We start from the raw sequence: 16838 nt of genomic DNA, 5'->3' as shown, positions 1-16838 counted from the left end.
CGCCCGCGCTGGTGACGGCCGTGGCCGGGGCCGGCGGGACGGGCTTCCTCGCCGCCGGATACCTGGCGCCCGACGCCCTCGCCGAGCAGGTCGAAGCGGTACGGGACGCCGGAGTGGACGCGTTCGGGGTGAACGTGTTCGTGCCGGGTCCGCCCTCGGATCCGGACGTGGCCGCCTCCCACCGCCTCCTCCTGGAGGCCGAGGCCGAGCGGTACGGAACGTCGGTCGGCGCGCCGACGCACGACGACGACGCGTGGGAGGCCAAGATCGACCTCCTGGTGGAGGCCGCCGTGCCGGTGGTGAGCTTCACCTTCGGCTGTCCGGACGCCGCCGTCCTGGACCGGCTGCGCGATGTGGGCAGCGCCACGGTGGTCACCGTGACCACGGCCGAGGAGGCTCGCGAGGCCGTGGAGCGCGGCGCCGACGGGGTGTGCGCTCAGGGTGTGGAGGCCGGTGGGCACCAGGGCTCGTTCGACCCGCTCCGGGGCGGTGGCTCGCCGCTGCGGGAGCTGCTGGGGAACGTGGTCGCCGCGGTGGACGTCCCTGTGATCGCCGCCGGAGGGATCATGACCGGTGCCGACGTGGCCGGGGTGCTGGACGCCGGTGCCGCCGCCGCGCAGTCGGGCACGGCGTTCCTCCGCTGCCCCGAGAGCGGCGCCAACCCGGTCCACAAGGCCGCGCTGGCCGACCCGGCGTACACAGAGACGGCGGTGACCTGGGCGTTCACCGGCCGTCCGGCTCGTGGCCTGGCCAACCGGTTCATCGCCGAGCACCCGCGGAAGCCCCACGCCTACCCCGAGATCCACCACATGACCAAGCCGCTGCGCACGGCCGCCGCCCGGGCCGGGGACCCCGGCGGGATGGCGCTGTGGGCGGGTCGGGGTTTCCGGTTGGCCACCGACGCTCCCGCGGCCGAGGTCGTGGAGCGGTTGCGCCGCGAGGCCGCGGAGGCGGGACGGAAGGTCTGAGCGCGGTCGCGCGGAGACGGACCGGAGGATCCGAGCACGGTCGGCGGGAGGGGCGCGCGGCGAGGCCCCGGACGGCGTGTCCGGGGCCTGGACGAGGGTGACGGTCGGGGCCTGCCCGCGCGAGGCGGGCGGCGCGCCGACCGACGGATCACGCGGGCGCGTAGGTGAGGCAGTCCGCCTGGTGTTCCAGGTGGCCGACGGTGATGCCCGGGGCCTGGCACTCGAACCGGACGTTGTGCTGGCAGTCGGACATCTTGCAGGCCCCGACGTGGCCCGTGGCCTCCGGGTCGCCGCCCCTGATCCCGGTGTCGAGGAAGGTGCCGCACTGGGCGGGGCTGCTGGAGTTCTCGACGGTGATGGCCAGCGCGTGGCAGGCGTGTTCGGCGTTGTAGGCGCAGGCGTCCACCTGGCACGAGTTCACGACGGGCATGTCCACAGCGGTTCTCCAGAGGATCGACGGCCGACGGCGCATCAGAGGCTGCCAGACGGAGCGCCCGGACCTGGGAACATCACGCCGTGTCACCGAGAACCCGACGGATTCTTGACCGCGGCTTGGGACGTCCTGGTACGGCTCGGACCGCACGGGGCCAGCGCGTCGGCCCCCGGCCGCGCACGGCCGGGGGCCGACGGTCCGGAGGTGCCGGGAGACGGGCGCGGCCCGGGGCCGGGCCCGTCTCCCGGCCGGACATCGGTCGCCGGGCCCCTACCGGAGGGGGATCTCGACGCCGCGTTCGTCCTCGGGGCGGGGGCCGAAGATCCTCCGGTCGGTCTCGCTGATCCGCACGTCGTTGATGCTGGCCTCGCGTCGTTCCATCAGCCCCTGCGCGCTGAACTGCCACAACTCGTTGCCGTAGCTGCGCCACCACTGGCCCGACGTGTCGTGCCACTCGTACTGGAACCGGACCGCGACGCGGTTCCCGCGGAACCCCCACAGGCTCTTGCGCAGGGCGTAGTCGAGTTCCCGCTCCCACTTGGCGGTCAGGAAGCCGATGATCTCCTCGCGGCCCGTCACGAACAGGTCCCTGTTGCGCCAGACCGAATCGGGCGTGTAGGCCGACGCCACGCGGTGCGGGTCGCGGGTGTTCCACGCGTCCTCGGCCGCCTGCACCTTCTGGAGCGCGGTCTCCTCGGTGAACGGCGGGAGGGGAGGTCGGGGGTGGCTCATGGCACCTTCTCTCTCAATGAGAACGATCGTTCTCCACGGGGTTCGACTACCGTAGAGAACGATCGTTCCCAACGTCAAGGAGGTCCACGCGTGCCAGCGCCGATCAGCGAGGAACAGAGGGCCCGCGACCGCGAGGCGCTGCTGGACGCCGCCGAGGCGCTCTTCTACGAGCGCGGTGTCCAGGCGGTCGGCATGGACGCCGTCCGCGAGGCCGCGGGGTTGTCCCTGAAGCGGATCTACGCGCTCTTCGCGACGAAGGAGGACCTGGTCGTCGAGGTGCTGCGGCGCCGGGACCGCCGTTGGCGAGCGAGCCTCACCGAGTACGTGGAGCCGCGCGAGGACCCCCGCGAACGGGTCCTATCGCTCTTCGACTGGCTGGAGCGGTGGTTCGCCGAGCCCGGTTTCCGCGGCTGCGCCTGGATCAACGCCTATGGCGAACTGGGCTCCGCCTCGCCCGCGGTCCTCGCCGAGGTGCGGTCGCACAAGCGGGCGTTCCACGACCAGATCGCCTCCTGGGTGAACGCCGCCACCGACGCCCCGGCCGAACCCGTGTGCCTCCTGGCCGAGGGAGCGATCGTCACGGCGTCCATCACGGGAGACCCCGGGGCCGCCCGAGCCGGCCAGGAGGCCGCCCGGGCCCTCATCGGCTGACCAGCGACACCGGACCACCGTCCATTTCACGCCACCCTGGGCTCCCACGTGCCCCTCAGATGCCTCAGCAAGAACATCAATCCAAAGCGCTTACCGGGTCTTTTGCCAACCCCAGCGGCCTCACCAAGTTACTCTGCCCTCATATCTCACTGAGCGGCGAGACACATGTACACCAAAGCTGTACGTTAATCCCATGGATGACAAGTGGATCAAACCTGGCGAACTGACCACTCGAGAAGAGATAAAGGCAGTCTTCGGAGGAGGCCAGAGCCAGGGAATCCACCCATGCTCAACCACCCCCAACGTGCTGCTTTACACCGACCCTGCATCAGGCAGGGCTCGTTCAAGTTCCTGAGATTCCGGTTTCGTAGCTGATCCCGAAGAACGGCAGGGCTCGCCCGGGTAGGTCACGGATCGCGCGAGTGCTCTTGGCAATGTTGTCCACCCCGGCCACCCTCAGGACGCCGTTGGCCAGGTTCCGCAGGGCCGCCATCGCGCGTGGCGCGCTCCCGCAGTGGACGGTGGAGGCGTCCTCGGCGAAGGTGACATCGCGGATGTAGTGGCTGGAGTTCTCGATCCTCCACTGCCCGCGCAGATAAGCGGCCAACTCAACGGAAGAGGCCTGGTGGGCGTCCAAGCTGGTCAGGGCATAGACGGTCTCGCGGGTCTGTTTCTTGCCCTTGGGCTGGCGGCGACGGTGGAGGCGGACCGCGAGCCTGGCATGAGGAAAGGCGGTACCGCCGAGGTTGTCAGCGATGGCCATGACCTTGATCGAGCGGGACTCGGCCCGCCCGTGCCCACGCTCGGAGCGGGTGTGGGCGAGGGGAACCTGCGACCAGGGCAGGGACGAGATCTGCTGGTAGGCGGTGGGCTGGTTGGTCTTGATCACCGCGATGCAGTGGGTGTTCTTGGTTCCCACGAGCCAGCTCAGGTGGTCCTTGACGGTGTGCAGCGCGTCGAAGGTGACCACGTGTCCCGCCAGGTCCAAGGCTTGCAGGAGGGGGCGGAAGTGGCGGGTCTCATTCGCCTTGGCGCCGACCTCGGCTTGGGCGAGGGTGACCGGTAGGTGATGGGTCAGGGCCGAGAGCAGGTGTCGACACTTGCGGCCCAGGCGGGCTGAGCCCTTCAACGCTTTGCCGTCGAGGGCGATCGCGGGCAGTCCTGGCACCGGGGCGTCCTCGGTGTGGGTGGTGGCCTGGTGTCGGTGGGCGAGATAGGCGCCGATGGCGGCGTCGAGTGCGTCGCCATCGATATCGCACAGGACGCGGTCGATGGTGGAGGCCGAGGGTGAGCGTCGCCAGGTGAGCGGGTGGGGTCGCACCCCGATCGTGGCCAGGACCGTGTCGTGGGCGTGTTGGCCCCATTCGGCGAGCTCGTCGATGCTGCGTGCGCCGGAGAGGGTGACGCACGCGCAGATGAGCAGGATGCAGGTCAGGGAGTACCAGCGGCCTCGTGGGGAGCGGGGTCGGGGACGGTGTTCAGGTAGGGGCGCAGGTCGGTGATGGTATCGGTGTTGAGCGGGCCGAGTTTCGCGAGCACGGCGGGGATGGGGGATGATGGGAGGGCAGGCACGGGAGTCCTTCGAGATCATTTGGCTTCGACACCACAATGATCACGGGTTCCCGTGCCTGTTGTTGTATCTGGACATGTCTGTCCGAACGGGACAATCTACGCGGTCACGGAACTTGAACGAGCCCTGGGTCAGGTGTCCCCCGAGTCCAACAACCCGACTCCGCTGAGAGCAGGACACAACACCCGGGATCCGGAAAATCGACTCCGGAAAACGCAGGACACACCACACCCGGCACGAGACAGCTGATCAAGCCGCACTGCCTGTGGAAAACATTGGACAGGGCCGAGATCGCCGCTGCCGATCGGGCGGCCTGGTGCAATGACACGTGACTCCACGGTGAGATCGACCACGTCCCACCGGTGGAGTACGGGGCTGCCTGCTACGCCCGAAACATCCAAGAACCGCAGTTCACAGCACAGATAGAGAGTCCCCGGATAACCCGGGGAGATGCACACCGCCCACCGGTCTGGGGACCTCCTCCCCGGGGGCTCGGTGAGACCCGGTAGTGGCAGAATCTGAGGAGGTGGTCAACAAGTTGTTCCTGGTCGAAGAGTAAAACAAGGCGCTGTGACCTGCTCTGTTGCGTGACTCGGTATTATTTGACCTTCGGAAAGACGTTGCGCGGTCGTGCCTGGTCACAGCGCTCTGTAGCCCTGGTCAGGGCTGCGGTCCGATTCCATACCTGGTCCAGTCCCCGCTCTGCCAAGCACTCATCGTGTCGGTGGTTGGGCGGGCTCTGGAGCGGCATCAGCCCCAGTCATACGGAGGAGCACGTGGTCAGGAAGTCATCTGGGTACGGCGTACCGCTCAAGCGGTCGGAGTACGTGCACCTCGAACCGCATCACGACCACGTCGCAACCGAGGACGATTTTCAGGGGTGGGCGGCAGCGAAGGTTGCTGCGGGCAAGCTGCTCGCCGTGGACCTGTTCACCGGTGCCGGCGGCCTGAGCTACGGCATCAAGGAAGCCGGCTGGACCATCGCTGCTGGCATCGACTTCGACGACCGGGCCGTCGAGACGCACGCGCACAACTTTTCCGGTCTGAGTCTCATGCGGGACCTGGGCGACCCCAAGGTCCGTGACGAGCTCGTGGCGCTGCTCGGACAGGCCGAGATCGACTTAGTCGCAGGAGGCCCGCCCTGCCAGCCGTTCTCTCTCGCCGGACGCAACAAGATCCGCGACTTGGTGCGTAGGCACGGGCGCAACCCGGAGGACGCGCGCAAGGAGCTGTGGCAGGCTTACCTCGACATCGTCGAGCAACTCAACCCTCGTGCCGTCCTGATGGAGAACGTCCCCGACATGGGGCTGCAGGACGACTTCGCTGTGATTCGCATTATCGAGGAGAGGCTCGAACGTCAGGGCTATGCGGTCGAGACCCGGATCGTGCCCGCCTGGCAGCACGGCGTGCCCCAACAGCGTAAGCGTCTGATCCTCCTTGCCCGCCGGGACGTCGAGGCGTTCCCCTGGCCCGAGAAGCAGCCGCGGGTGACCCTCAATGATGCGATCGGGGACTTGCCCACAATCACCGTCGTTCCCCTGCCCGGCTGGGAGGGCCGCACCGACCGCCCCAAGAACTTCCCGTCTTTCGAGCTGCACCGGGACAGGGAGCACCTGCCCATGCAGTACGCCGCGAAGCGACGGCCTTTCACATGGGTCACGGCTCCGCGCGGAGACGTCGGCATGACCGTCATGCCCTACAAGGACCAGGGAGACGACGCTTCCGACTTCGTGAAGTTGATGCGTCAGGACGTTCCCGAGGCCGACAGGGGTTTCGTGTACGACCACTACTCACGGCGCGTTCGAGAGGACGACTTCAACGTCTTCGAAAAACTGACCACGGACCTGACCTACGCGGATCTGGACGGCACCGTCGCGCTCCGATACGACACTTCGAAGTTCAAGGACAAATATCATCGGCTGCGCGGTGATGACCTCTCACGCACCATCACCGCGCACTTGGCCAAGGACGGGTACTGGTACATTCACCCGACCGAGCACCGCACCCTCACTGTGCGTGAGGCCGCTCGGGTGCAGTCCTTCCCCGACTCATTCCGTTTTGCAGGCACCCGGTCGGACGCCTTCCGGCAGATCGGTAACGCCGTCCCTCCCCTCCTGGGAAAGGCTGCGGCCACGGCGCTGCTTCCCTTGGACAACTGCCAACCCATCGACGGTGCGACCACGGAGGCCGGGCGCCTCAGGGAAGGACTGAACGCCTGGGCCCGTCAGCAGCGGGAGGGGGACATGTGGTTCTACTTCCCCGGTGAGAAGATGGGACCGGTCCAGGCGGCCGTGATGTCGATACTGGCCGGCAGTAAGCTGCCCCACGGGCAGCTGGTTTCGATGCTGGCCGTGTTGGACGGCGTCAGCGCCCTCTCGAACGAATCCCTCGAAGAGCTGCTGGCTCTGGCTCCCACCGCGTCGGCCCGGAAGAAGCTCGAGCGGCTCCGCAGGGGCGTGGCCCAAACAGCTCTGTGGGCGGCCTCCCGGGAGGAGAAGGATACTCCGGAGGAGATCCAGCGGGTCGCCGTCGGCATCTCGCTGAAGCCGACCGAGGTCAAGATGTACACGATCCTGCGCAACGGACCCGACCTTCTGCTCAGTTCTGCCCCCTCCCAGCGGGTCGCGGCTCGCGTGGCCGGGACGCAGTCCCACCTGTTCAACAAGGGCACAGAGGGACGCGTGGATCTGTCGCGCCTGATCGGGGCCGATGACAACGCTTCCTTGCGCATGGCAGCAGTGCACCGCATCGGGCAACAGCTGTGCGAGACCAACCAGGTGGACTGTGACAACTGCCCTCTGCAGAAGTTCTGCGTCACCGCGAAGGACCCTGCCGAGGTCCAAAGGATCGAGGATCTGAGGGCCGAACAGATGAAGAGCAAGTCCGCGGGGTCAAAGCGTGCATGGGCTGCTCGCACCGCACGCCATCAGGAGGGAATCGACCTTTTCTCCGCGCTTCCCCCTGAAGGCTGAGCGGGCGGGGCGAGGGGTCTTCCGACGTCACTCGACATCGGAAGACCCCTCGCTCCATCCTTATGCGCCCTTACTCCGGGTCGGGATCGAACCCCGCTTGCAGAGCCTTGTCGTAGGCTTCCAGAGCCCGCAATGCACGCGTATCCGAGACGGGCTCGCCACGCTCCAGCAGGTTCACCACGGTGTCCAGCGCCACGAGCTCGACGGGTTCGAGGCGGTCGGTTTCCTGGCCCCATTCGTAGGCGGACTGCCAGTCATCGGCGGCGACCTCTTCGAAACGCTGGTTCAGGTCTTCGCTGGCCTCCGCCTCGCTTCGCTCGAGCTTGAGCATGGTTGGGCGCAGCTCGTCCTCGAGGGCGGTCGGGACCTTCCAATCGATCGCTTGTACTTCGGTCCAGCACTCGGGTTTCTTAGCCCACTCGATCGGGTGACCGCCTCCGTTGAGGATGACCGTCATGACAGGGGCGCACAGACTCCGGATGGCCTCCAGCAGGGCAGGAGTGACCCTGGGTTCCTTCTCCCCGTAGTCCGCCTGCTCGCGCCAGATGCGATCGAGGTCGATTCGGTGGCCGGTTGCATGGCAGAGCATCGCCATGGTGTAGGCGGTCACCGCAGACTTGTTGGAGCCCGCGCCCTGTGCTCGAGCGGCCGAGTCGACGGCGGTGAACAGCATCTTCAGGGCGATCGTCCGCTGCACATAGGTGGCATCGATCAGCGGCGGGTACTCGGTCACGTGTCCTTGGAAGTCCACGAAGTTCTTCTGGGCGCCCAGAGCGACCTTGTAGGGCTTGCCCAACCAGCAGTTGACGTACTTGGCCAGCTCCGTCTTGTCGAACTTCTGGGCAGGAGGGTTCTCAGCCCTGAACTTCCGTCTGGTCGCGGTCGTCGTGTTCTTGTTGAGTTCGACCTCATAGGCTCCCCTGGTCCGCACGTAGAACCATCGGGTGTCCAGGAGGGAGTTGCGCACAGGCGGAGCCCACACGTTCCGGGAGACGGCCTCGAACTTGACGTGGAACTTGTCATTGGAGGAGAAGTCCACCTGGGAGACGCGGTTCTGCGTGTTGGAGTACTCGGAGATCTTGCGCACCACCTCGTCGCGCTTGTCCGGGGGTACCAGAGTCAGCTTCATCTGCACGTCCACCCCTTCCAACGTGTTCTTGTCTCTGCTGAAGACGTGGTGGAGGGTCGCGGTCGTCTGCCCGCCATTGACGATCTGCAGGTCGGTCAGGCTCGTGATGGCTATCCCGCGACCCGACTCATCGCGTTCGAAGTCCGCTTCCGAGGCGGTCGCGGTGATGCCGTTGTTGTAGGCCAGGAACCAGGCCGGGTGCTCGATCGCAGTGTCGCGGATCCCCTTGTTCACCTTGCCGCGTGCCTGCAGGAAGGCCCGCACGTTCAGCTGCAAGAGGCGGGCGCGGTACTCGTCGTACAGCTCGGCGAGCACTCGACCAGGGATGACAGCCAGGTAGACCGAGTGGTCGTCGTCGTTGGCCTGCGCGGGCAGGCATGGCAGGGGCGGGTCGAGCTTGACCTCGATCTGCTCGCTGGCGATTCCGGCCTTCTCCATCTTGTAGATGCGCGGCAGGTCGTACAGGTGGTATTCGACCGGGACGCCGTTGAAGTCGACCGGCTCTGGCATCGAGGAGGTCCCACTGCTGCTCGAGCTCACGAAGAAGACCCTGATGCGTGTCAAGGCCGGGTTCTCCAGCGCGGCGATTACCACCTCGCACATGCGGTAGATCCCCGTCTTGGGATCGCTGGCAGCCTTGATCTTCTCCGCCTTCTTCAGGAAGGCGATCGCACGCCGGAAGTACCTGTCGAGAAGGCCCTTGTTCAGACGGGGGCGGTCGTATGAGAACGCACTCGTGTACAGCTCCAGGACGAGACCGTCATCGGTGTATCCGTACCCGTGCAGCAAGGTCCCGGGTTTCTCGAGGTACTCGACCTTGGGGTTGTTGACGAACCCGCCCTCGTGCAGCAGGTCGAGGATCCGCTGTGCGAAGACGTCGCGCTGCGACTCGCCTTTGTCAGAAGCAGTCTCGAAGACCTCGCCGGTCAGTTGTGCGGCGTAGTTCTCGAGATCTTCTTTACTGCCCACTGCCGCTCCTCAGTGCGCTGCGGAACTCGTCCGCGTCGCACGCATACTCTGCCAAGACCCGGGTGTCGATCTTGTAGATGCACCCGCTGATCCCGGCGGGGATATTCTCGACTGTCAGACACGGAAACCCGTCGCTGACCTCCCACACGTCAGAACCGGTCACCGTGTAGCGCGGCTCATCGTACTTTTCAGCGTGAATGCCCAGGTAACCGGTCTTCGCCAGACGCTGTTCGAAGTCGGCCTGGAGCACGACGGGAAGCTGGTTGCGCACCTCCTCCACTATCGCTCTCAGGCTCGTCCCCACCCCTCCTCGACGTTCGTCGACGACTACGGAGCTCAGGAAGAGGCGGCCCGCACCAGCACGGTCGAGCTGCTTCTCGTCGCTGATCGTGAGGATGGCCGGGTTGCGGTTGGCCGTGCACTTCGCCTCGACAGCGCACTCGGGGAGCTGGAAGTCCTGGTTTGTGCCGTCCGGGCCGGTCCAGGCTTCTACAGCGTCCGCTGCCCCTACTGCAGGGATCAAGTGGTGGCGCAGCGTGTAGAGCTCGCCGAAGAGGCCGCGTCGTGCCTCCCTGCCCAAGCCGCTCCGGCCTACCTCCTTCAGCATCCTGCGCCAGAGGGCGTATTGGTCGAGTACGTCGTCCACGACCTTCGCAGTAGTGCTCCTGGAGGCGCGCTGAGCCAGGTCTGACGCCAACGCGGTGAAAGGTTCAGAGAGGTCCAGACTGTTCAGGACCACGTGCAGGGTCGATGCCGAGATCACGTCCAGCTCGATGCCGACGACATCGTCAAGGGTGCGCAGGCGCTTGGCCACCTTGAGGAAGGCCGGGCGAGGAGCCCTGATCGTGAGCCGACGCCGACCATCGAGACGCGAGACACCGATCCAGATGTTCTGCTCGCTGTCGGGATACAGGCGACGCACGAGCCACCCTCCTGTATCGCCCGTTCCGCCCTCCTGATCGAGTTCCCGCCACAATGCTTCGGTGATGGTCATGCCTCGTCCTCCGCATCGTCGACCGGCTCTTCGAACCACTTGTTGTTGACCGTGTAGTTGACGCCGACCGCACCGGCAGATGTCGGGAATGCCACGGCGAACCCGACGAGGTAGGGGTTCGTCTCCGGGTTATCACCCGGCTCCTGCTCCATGCGCCCGCTCTCGTTGGAGTCGGGGCCGGATTTCTCTAGGGGGTAGTCGATCGGGTAGATGAGCAGGAGAGCCTGCTGCGGATTCCGCTGCTTGCGCAGAGGCTTCCCGGTTGGAACCCCGGAGGTCTTCTTTCCCGCGCGTCGCCCTGCTTCCCTCTGTTCCTTGCTCATGTCGTAGGACTCGTGCGCGGGGCTCAGAACACGCTTGATGACCTTGCGGTCAGGAGTGGATCGCTCAAGTTCGACGCGGTGTGTGACCCAGAGCTCGTCTTCGCCCACCTTGATCTTGTACTGGTGGGAGTCGATCCTGTTCTCGTCTCTAACCCGTTTGTTGACCACCCGGACGGTCCAGTTCTCCAGCTCGCCCTTCTCGGCGCACTGCCGGATGTACTTGGCGATCAGTTCAGGCTTGACCCGGTGGGCCTCGGGAGATGTCTCGTACCTGTCGAAGAACATCGCGGCGACGTCCTCGGCCGAGACATTGCGCCAGACCATTCCTTCACACTTGTCCTCGGCAATGCGATCACGCATGTACAAGGAGTCCAAGTGCTGGGCGAATTCTGTCAGGGTCTTCCTGTTTCGCTCCGGAACTTCGCCGGACAGGTCGAAGACCGTGGTCTCAGCAAGCTCCTCGGAGAACGACAACCGGACAGAGGTGCCTTCCCGCCGTTTGTTCGGTGCGGTGATCGCGAGACCGAGGGGGCCGTCCATGACCTTCATCCCATAGCTCTTGGGAGACTCTCCGAGCACTCCCATCTCGTCGATGTCTCGACGGAGCTCGGCGGTAGCCTGCGTGATCCACCGGTACCGGCTCACCAGTGTCTTGGTGGTGTAGAGGCGGCACAGGTCCTCGTAACCGGGGCGGTATCCGAACCAGCGCCCCATCTGCAGCAGCGTGTCATAGGTGCTCGAGAGCCTGAGGTAGTACGAGACTGTGAGCCCTTCCAGCGTGAGGCCCCGGGAGAGCTTCTGCCCGCCGACTGCGATGACGGACCAACCGGTCCCTTTGCGCTGCTCGTACTCGAGGGCGTCCTTCGCGTCACCGTTGACCTTGCGCACCTCGATCTTGTCGACCGCTTCGGGCAGGTGCTCCTTCACCTGCTTCCACTTGAGACGCTTGGCGTCTTCGGCAGGGAAGTGCTTCGTCGTCGTCTCGAAGTCCTTCTCCCAGAGCTCCTGCAAGCGGTCGAGGCGGCGCTGAGCGTTGGTGCCGAATCTGGCGGCGAGATCTTGTTGGGTCTCGAGCAGATAGCCCAAGACCTGTTCTGTCACCTGCTCCTGCACCTTCTTGAAGCGGGTGACATGGACGAGCATCGACTTGATGTCGTCCTTCTTCCCCCGTGCTCGACGGGCAGCACAACCCAGAACGAAAGCGTCAACGGCCTTTTTCAGGCTCTCGGGCATCGTCTTCCCGATCACGAGCGATGCCTTGTGGCTATCGGGCACCCACAAGGCGGCATCGTTGATGTCGCGAGTCAGGGGCAGCGGCTCCATCTCGTCATCCCCGTCGTCTCCGACCAGGCCGAAGAGGCGCTCGGGACCGAAGTAGTTCGATGGGGGGTGCAGCGTCAGGGCGAAGCTCTCCGGGAAGAGGTCCTTGCCGTGTTCAGGGTCGTCGACGTCGGGGTCGATGAAGATGTTGGCGTAGGGGGTCGCCGTGTACCCGACGTACGAGGCCTTCTCGAAAGCGTTCAGCAGCGCCCGGATGGACTTGTTGATCGAGGTGGGGCCGTCGCCAGCCTTGTTGGTGTTGATGCTGGCGTTGTCCGCCTCGTCGTCGATCAGGAGAAGCGGGACGTCGCGAACCTTGCTCTTGCCGTCTCCGACCTCCTCGCCGTGCATGCTGCTCATCCATTCGGTGACGTGGTTGATGATCGACTGGTGCTTTTTGATGACGAGCACCACCGGGGTGCCGCCGATCTTGAAGCCGAGCTGCTGAGCGAAGTTCTTGTTGAAGTCCCCCTTCAGTTTCTGCGTGGTCAGAGAGTTGATGTCGTGATGTTTGAAACCGCGCATCTTCCCGACGCCGATCTTGTGCCGACCTCGAACCTGCTGCTGGCGGCTGGTGTCGTACCCGAGTAGTCCCTTGTCGACGCGGGTCTGCGTCTGAGCACGAAGATCGTCCAAGACACCCGCGAGGATCACGATGAGCTTGTATCCGGCATCAGCGGCCTTCGCAGCGAGCCCGATGAACTGTCCGGTCTTGCCGGACTGGACGTCTCCGATCACCAGTCCTCGGCGCTGCCACTCGCCTTCGCGGTCGGGGCTCTCGAGCTCGCCCAAGACCTTGGCAGTGGTGTCGTCCAAGACCTGCACGACTTGGAGCGGAAGCTTCTGGTGCTTCTTCATGTACTCGGCGTAACGATCCCAGAACGGCCACTCCTTGCCGGGGTCAGCCCGGAGCTCGTCGAGCCACTTCACATGGGAGGTCGGGTCGTCGTCGACGAGGCCGCCGGTCTCCTCCTGAGTGACGGTGACGATCGACTCCACCTGTCGGCGGACGACATCGCTGTCGACGTTGTTGCCCAGCATGTCCTGCACGGCGAGCACCGCGTCCACGGCCGTCGCGATCTGCTCCACCGTCGGATGGTCGTACTTGTCGAGCGCGCTCAAGACCATCTTGATGGCTTCGTCGGTGTCCTCTGCCGAGATATCCATCTCGTCACTCATGCGCGTCCCCTGTCTTCGTCGTGGTCTTGATCCCAGAAGCCCTTGAGCTCGTCGAACGGAGCCATGCGACTGATCATCACGAGGGCTTCCCGCTCGCTGATGCCCTTGCGGACGAGCACGTCCACCATGTTTCGCGCGACCTGTTCCATATCGCTGTCGGGAGATCCGCCGTCGAACGGCTCGGGGTCGTCTGCGGCGTCGGTCTCGTGGAGCACGCGCAGGCCTGCGATAGGCAACGCTTCTTCCAGCAGCCGCAGGAGGGCACCGATCTGGGTGGCCTGGAGTTCTTCGGCCTCGCTCAGGAGGGCCTGGATCACGCTGTGCTTACGGTTGATCCTGCAGGTGATGGTGCCGTCACCCCGCTTATCGAGTTTCCATGCGAACTCGAGCCGAGAGTCGTGCCGCATCGCCGCGACCCGCCCCCGGGTGCGCATGCTGGTAGCCGCCTCCTTGCATGCGCGGTCCGCGATGCCCTTCAGGGACCGCCGCAGAGACACGGGAGGCCAGGCCGTGGACTTCTTGACGTCAACTTTCCAGTGCTCGTCCGTCTCTGCGGGGACTTCCACAGCGATCCGCGCCTGATTGAACTTCTCTTCCCGCTTGCGCAGCCTGTACCAGCCGCCAGCCGCGATCAACCGGTCTCTGCGGTAGACGTACAGGCCCTGCAGCTTCAACCAACCCCGGTCTCGACCGGCCGCCTCGCGCTCCTCGTTCGTCAGCCGGTGAGGAGCAGGCAAGACGAAAGGAGTGGCCTTCACCAGATGCTCGCCGAGGAGCAGCTCTTCGGTCGGCATTCTCACGGTCGCCAGATGGTTCTGGAGGAACGGGTCCCAGGGCTGCACAGGGGCACTGTTGACCCTCAAGCGGACCGCCCGCGGCCCGTCGAGGAAGCGGTGGAAGGTGAGGCCCAGATGTTTCGTCACATTCCCCGACTCCAGAAGGAACTGATGTTTCACCCTGGAGTCCTGCTCAGGAACCCCCTGATAGGCAGACAGGCGCTGCCACAGCACCACGGTGCCCGGACCATCGATCACCTCGAGCACCTGCATAAGGGGTCCCTCGGCTTCCGCCATGGCTCCTTCGAGCAGGAGCCACTTGCCCTTCTCGCTGATGAGATCGAGGTCCCAGGTCCGGGCGTGCCAATCTTCTCCGGCTCTCCGGCTCGCGACGGTGAGTAGGCGGGCGTGGGCGAAGGACGCGGATTTGAGTCCCATACCGAAGCGACCCAGATCAGCTTTGTCGCGCTCCGCGCCCCAGCGGGCAGCGACGGTCATAGCGGTGACCAGCTCGCTCTCGGACATTCCATTGCCGTTGTCGCTGACCGCGACCCACGAGTCAGCCCCCTCCCAGATCAGATCTACGTCGACCTGTGTCGCACCAGCAGAGACCGAGTTGTCGACGAGGTCCGCGATAGAGGCTTCGACGGTGTATCCGAATGCGGCCAGAGACGCGACCAGACCGGCAGGCTCCGGCACTACCTCTTGGACCTGCATTAAAGCCTCCTGTCTGTGCCGATACGACTGGTCTGCCAAGGCTCGGATGCTATCCGTCGGATATGGACAATCGCGACCCTTGCGCAGATGAAACCATCCTCATTGTCCCTGGTTCTGTTCGTCAGTGCTGGCTCTGTCCCAATTTCTGGAGGCCTGTCACGCAAAGTGGCGGTTGTAGACGATTCCTGAGAACCCACCGTCATGGCTGTGTTCCCTCGGCAAGGTCGAGCCTCATGGACGAGGTCTGCTCATGGATCCGTCGAGCGCTGTTCCGGAGTCATCGACATCACGGTTGCCAGAGTGAACACCGCGGAGAACGGGATGCCGATCGAGGTGAGGGCAGTGGGTGATGGTGCCCGCTGTTCCGGCTGTTCCCAGTGACCGCAGCGTATCCCCGGCTCTTGTTAGCGCTGTCCCGCCGATCTGTCTCGTTCCGGGTGTGATGGAGGCTCTGGTGTGCCCTGCGTTTTTCGGAGTCGGATTTCTGGGTCCTGGGACCACGTGACCCTTGAAGGAGGGCATCGTGGGACGTAGTGGGTACCCGGCCAAGTCCCGCCGCAAGGTCCTGGACTCGGTCCAAGCCGGACGCAGCGTCGCGGACGTGGCACGCGATCTGGATATCTCCTGCCGAGACCGCCTACGCCTGGCGGCGCCAAGACCGTATCGACCAAGGCACGCCTTCCCGCTCGGTGGCCCAAGAGGCGGGGGAGGCTATTATCGCTGCGCTGCAGGCCGTCGACGCAGGTGTTGCAATCCCTGCTGAGCGACCCGAGGGGCTAGCCGAACACACGGGGCCGCTGCAGCTGACTCTTACGGGTTGAGACGGCCGCGACCACGGCTCCGGCGCACTCGGCCGGGTCCTGGTGCTCCCAGAAGCGCAGCACCAGCCACCCGGCCTCCTCCAGCCTTGCGTCGGTGTCGCGGTCGCGGCCCTTATTGTCCGCGATCTTGTCCTCCCAGTAGCCGGGGTTGGTCTTCGGGGCGACGAAGTGGTCGGGGCAGCCGTGCCAGAAGCACCCGTCCACGAACACCGCCACCTTGGCGGGGCGGAAGAGCAGGTCGGCGGTGCGCCTCATCCTCGGCAGGGGTTTGGCCGCGACCCGGTAGCGCAGTCCGGCGGCGTGCACCAGACGCCGGATGGCGAGTTCGGGCTTGGTGTCACGGCTGCGGTTGGCGCGCATGCTCCGCCGGTTGCCGGGGGAGGAAGCCCACGACCCTTCAGGGGCTTCCCACCCACCGGCTGCTTTCCCTGTCATACCTCGGGCAGCAGGGGCGCGGATTCGACCGGTTCGACCGGGCCGCCCTCCTCCGCCGAGCGCCACCAAGCCCCGTCGATGAAGGCCCGGGGCTTGTCCTGCGGGGCGCTGCCAGCGCGCACGACCCGCGCGGAGACGAACTCCCCGGGGCCGGGCTCGGGCAATGAGAGGACGGTGGCAATCTGACAGTGCGTTCTGTAGTGGCCCAGGATGATGATGCCCTCCGATCGCAGGCTGGATCGGGAACCGCCGTTGCCGCGGACCCTCTTCATGTACTCCTCCTACTTGACCACGGTAGCCACGACAGCGCGGCGGACGGGTAGGCCCTGTGTCCGGCGGAACAGTTCGTTTACTGAGTTTTTCGTTAGTTGTGTGGGTACGGAAAGCTCGGTCGTGTGAGCATGGCGGTATGCCCCCGCGAGTCGAACCCGACACCCCCACTGAACCCGTCCCGCCGCTGACCCGCCCGCAACTGGCCGAAGCCCGACGGATGCGTGCGGTCGAACTCCTGGACCAAGGTCACTCCCAGGCCCAGATCGCCCACATGCTCGGTGTCACACCTGAGAGCGTGCGGCGCTGGCAACGTCGGATGGAACAGGGCGGAGTGACCGCGCTACGCCGCCGCCCGCCCACCGGACGGCCTCGCAAACTCACCGATGAGCAGGTGGAACAGATCCGCAGGGCCTTGGAGGAGGGCGCCCTGACACATGGATTCACCTCCGACCTGTGGACCCTGGAGCGCGTGGGCCTGGTCGTCGAGCGCACGAGTGGTGTGCGTTTGTCGCGGGCCTCGGTCTGGCGGCTGCTCACCGTGCGGCTGGGGTGGAGCCTGCAAAGGCCCCAGCGCAA

General features: G+C 65.5%; 13 protein-coding genes. 4 read left to right on the top strand and 9 right to left on the bottom strand.

The window, feature by feature from the left end; genetic code table 11:
- The coding region (locus D455_RS0119635; RefSeq protein WP_017572416.1) for an NAD(P)H-dependent flavin oxidoreductase at positions 1-968 on the top strand (968 nt) is incomplete at its 5' end.
- A gap of 148 nt (positions 969-1116) precedes the next feature.
- On the opposite strand, the gene D455_RS0119630 is transcribed toward D455_RS0119635, so the two are convergent.
- Together D455_RS0119630 and D455_RS0119625 are read right to left on the bottom strand one after the other, a co-directional pair.
- Positions 1117-1398, bottom strand: coding sequence for a DUF1540 domain-containing protein (locus D455_RS0119630; RefSeq protein WP_241480283.1), 282 nt, complete (start codon positions 1396-1398; stop codon positions 1117-1119).
- A 273-nt stretch (positions 1399-1671) separates the two neighbouring features.
- Complete coding sequence (locus D455_RS0119625) at positions 1672-2133, bottom strand: nuclear transport factor 2 family protein (RefSeq protein WP_017572414.1); 462 nt, start codon at positions 2131-2133, stop codon at positions 1672-1674.
- A 90-nt stretch (positions 2134-2223) separates the two neighbouring features.
- Between D455_RS0119625 and D455_RS0119620 the strand changes: the two genes are divergently transcribed.
- Entirely contained in the window at positions 2224-2784 is a 561-nt protein-coding gene (locus D455_RS0119620; RefSeq protein ID WP_017572413.1) for a TetR/AcrR family transcriptional regulator, read from the top strand.
- A 343-nt stretch (positions 2785-3127) separates the two neighbouring features.
- On the opposite strand, the gene D455_RS0119615 is transcribed toward D455_RS0119620, so the two are convergent.
- Complete coding sequence (locus D455_RS0119615) at positions 3128-4201, bottom strand: ISAs1 family transposase (protein WP_241480284.1); 1074 nt, start codon at positions 4199-4201, stop codon at positions 3128-3130.
- A 929-nt stretch (positions 4202-5130) separates the two neighbouring features.
- Here D455_RS0119615 and D455_RS31050 point away from each other — a divergent pair.
- Positions 5131-7326, top strand: a complete 2196-nt coding sequence (locus D455_RS31050) for a DNA cytosine methyltransferase (protein ID WP_017572411.1) — start codon at positions 5131-5133, stop codon at positions 7324-7326.
- A 70-nt stretch (positions 7327-7396) separates the two neighbouring features.
- Here the strand turns inward: D455_RS31050 and D455_RS0119605 are convergent, their stop codons facing one another.
- From D455_RS0119605 to D455_RS31035, 6 genes are all read right to left on the bottom strand, one after another.
- Positions 7397-9424, bottom strand: a complete 2028-nt coding sequence (locus D455_RS0119605) for an AIPR family protein (RefSeq protein ID WP_017572410.1) — start codon at positions 9422-9424, stop codon at positions 7397-7399.
- A complete protein-coding gene (locus D455_RS31045) occupies positions 9414-10418 on the bottom strand; it encodes a PD-(D/E)XK motif protein (protein WP_017572409.1) in 1005 nt (334 codons plus the stop codon). The genes D455_RS0119605 and D455_RS31045 overlap by 11 nt, the downstream gene beginning before the upstream one ends.
- Positions 10415-13240: a Z1 domain-containing protein gene (locus D455_RS0119595; RefSeq protein ID WP_017572408.1), complete on the bottom strand. Its 2826-nt coding sequence runs from the start codon at positions 13238-13240 to the stop codon at positions 10415-10417. The genes D455_RS31045 and D455_RS0119595 overlap by 4 nt, the downstream gene beginning before the upstream one ends.
- Positions 13237-14733, bottom strand: coding sequence for an ATP-binding protein (locus tag D455_RS31040; protein WP_017572407.1), 1497 nt, complete (start codon positions 14731-14733; stop codon positions 13237-13239). Before D455_RS31040 ends, D455_RS0119595 begins: the two co-directional genes overlap by 4 nt.
- Positions 14734-15509: 776 nt before the next feature.
- Entirely contained in the window at positions 15510-15989 is a 480-nt protein-coding gene (locus D455_RS0119585; protein ID WP_275040901.1) for a very short patch repair endonuclease, read from the bottom strand.
- Positions 15986-16261, bottom strand: a complete 276-nt coding sequence (locus tag D455_RS31035; protein WP_017572405.1) for a NaeI family type II restriction endonuclease — start codon at positions 16259-16261, stop codon at positions 15986-15988. Before D455_RS31035 ends, D455_RS0119585 begins: the two co-directional genes overlap by 4 nt.
- Before the next feature lie 137 nt (positions 16262-16398).
- On the opposite strand from D455_RS31035, the gene D455_RS31030 reads away from it, so the two are divergent.
- Positions 16399-16838 (top strand): helix-turn-helix domain-containing protein (locus D455_RS31030; RefSeq protein ID WP_152487109.1); only part of this gene is annotated, 440 nt, incomplete at its 3' end.

It is taken from the genome of Nocardiopsis halotolerans DSM 44410 (assembly GCF_000341065.1).
In the GTDB taxonomy this organism is placed as follows: Bacteria; Actinomycetota; Actinomycetes; order Streptosporangiales; family Streptosporangiaceae; genus Nocardiopsis; species Nocardiopsis halotolerans.
Note: the sequence above shows the minus strand (reverse complement) of the source record. Positions and strands in the feature narration are given on the sequence as shown.

What these genes read in the sequence shown, in the direction of transcription:
- D455_RS0119630 (WP_241480283.1), bottom strand. Translation starts at nt 1,398, where the DNA reads ATGCCCGTCGTGAACTCGTGCCAGGTGGACGCCTGCGCCTACAACGCC.
- D455_RS0119625 (WP_017572414.1), bottom strand. Translation starts at nt 2,133, where the DNA reads ATGAGCCACCCCCGACCTCCCCTCCCGCCGTTCACCGAGGAGACCGCG.
- D455_RS31045 (WP_017572409.1), bottom strand. Translation starts at nt 10,418, where the DNA reads ATGACCATCACCGAAGCATTGTGGCGGGAACTCGATCAGGAGGGCGGA.
- D455_RS0119595 (WP_017572408.1), bottom strand. Translation starts at nt 13,240, where the DNA reads ATGAGTGACGAGATGGATATCTCGGCAGAGGACACCGACGAAGCCATC.
- D455_RS31040 (WP_017572407.1), bottom strand. Translation starts at nt 14,733, where the DNA reads ATGCAGGTCCAAGAGGTAGTGCCGGAGCCTGCCGGTCTGGTCGCGTCT.
- D455_RS0119585 (WP_275040901.1), bottom strand. Translation starts at nt 15,989, where the DNA reads ATGACAGGGAAAGCAGCCGGTGGGTGGGAAGCCCCTGAAGGGTCGTGG.
- D455_RS31035 (WP_017572405.1), bottom strand. Translation starts at nt 16,261, where the DNA reads ATGAAGAGGGTCCGCGGCAACGGCGGTTCCCGATCCAGCCTGCGATCG.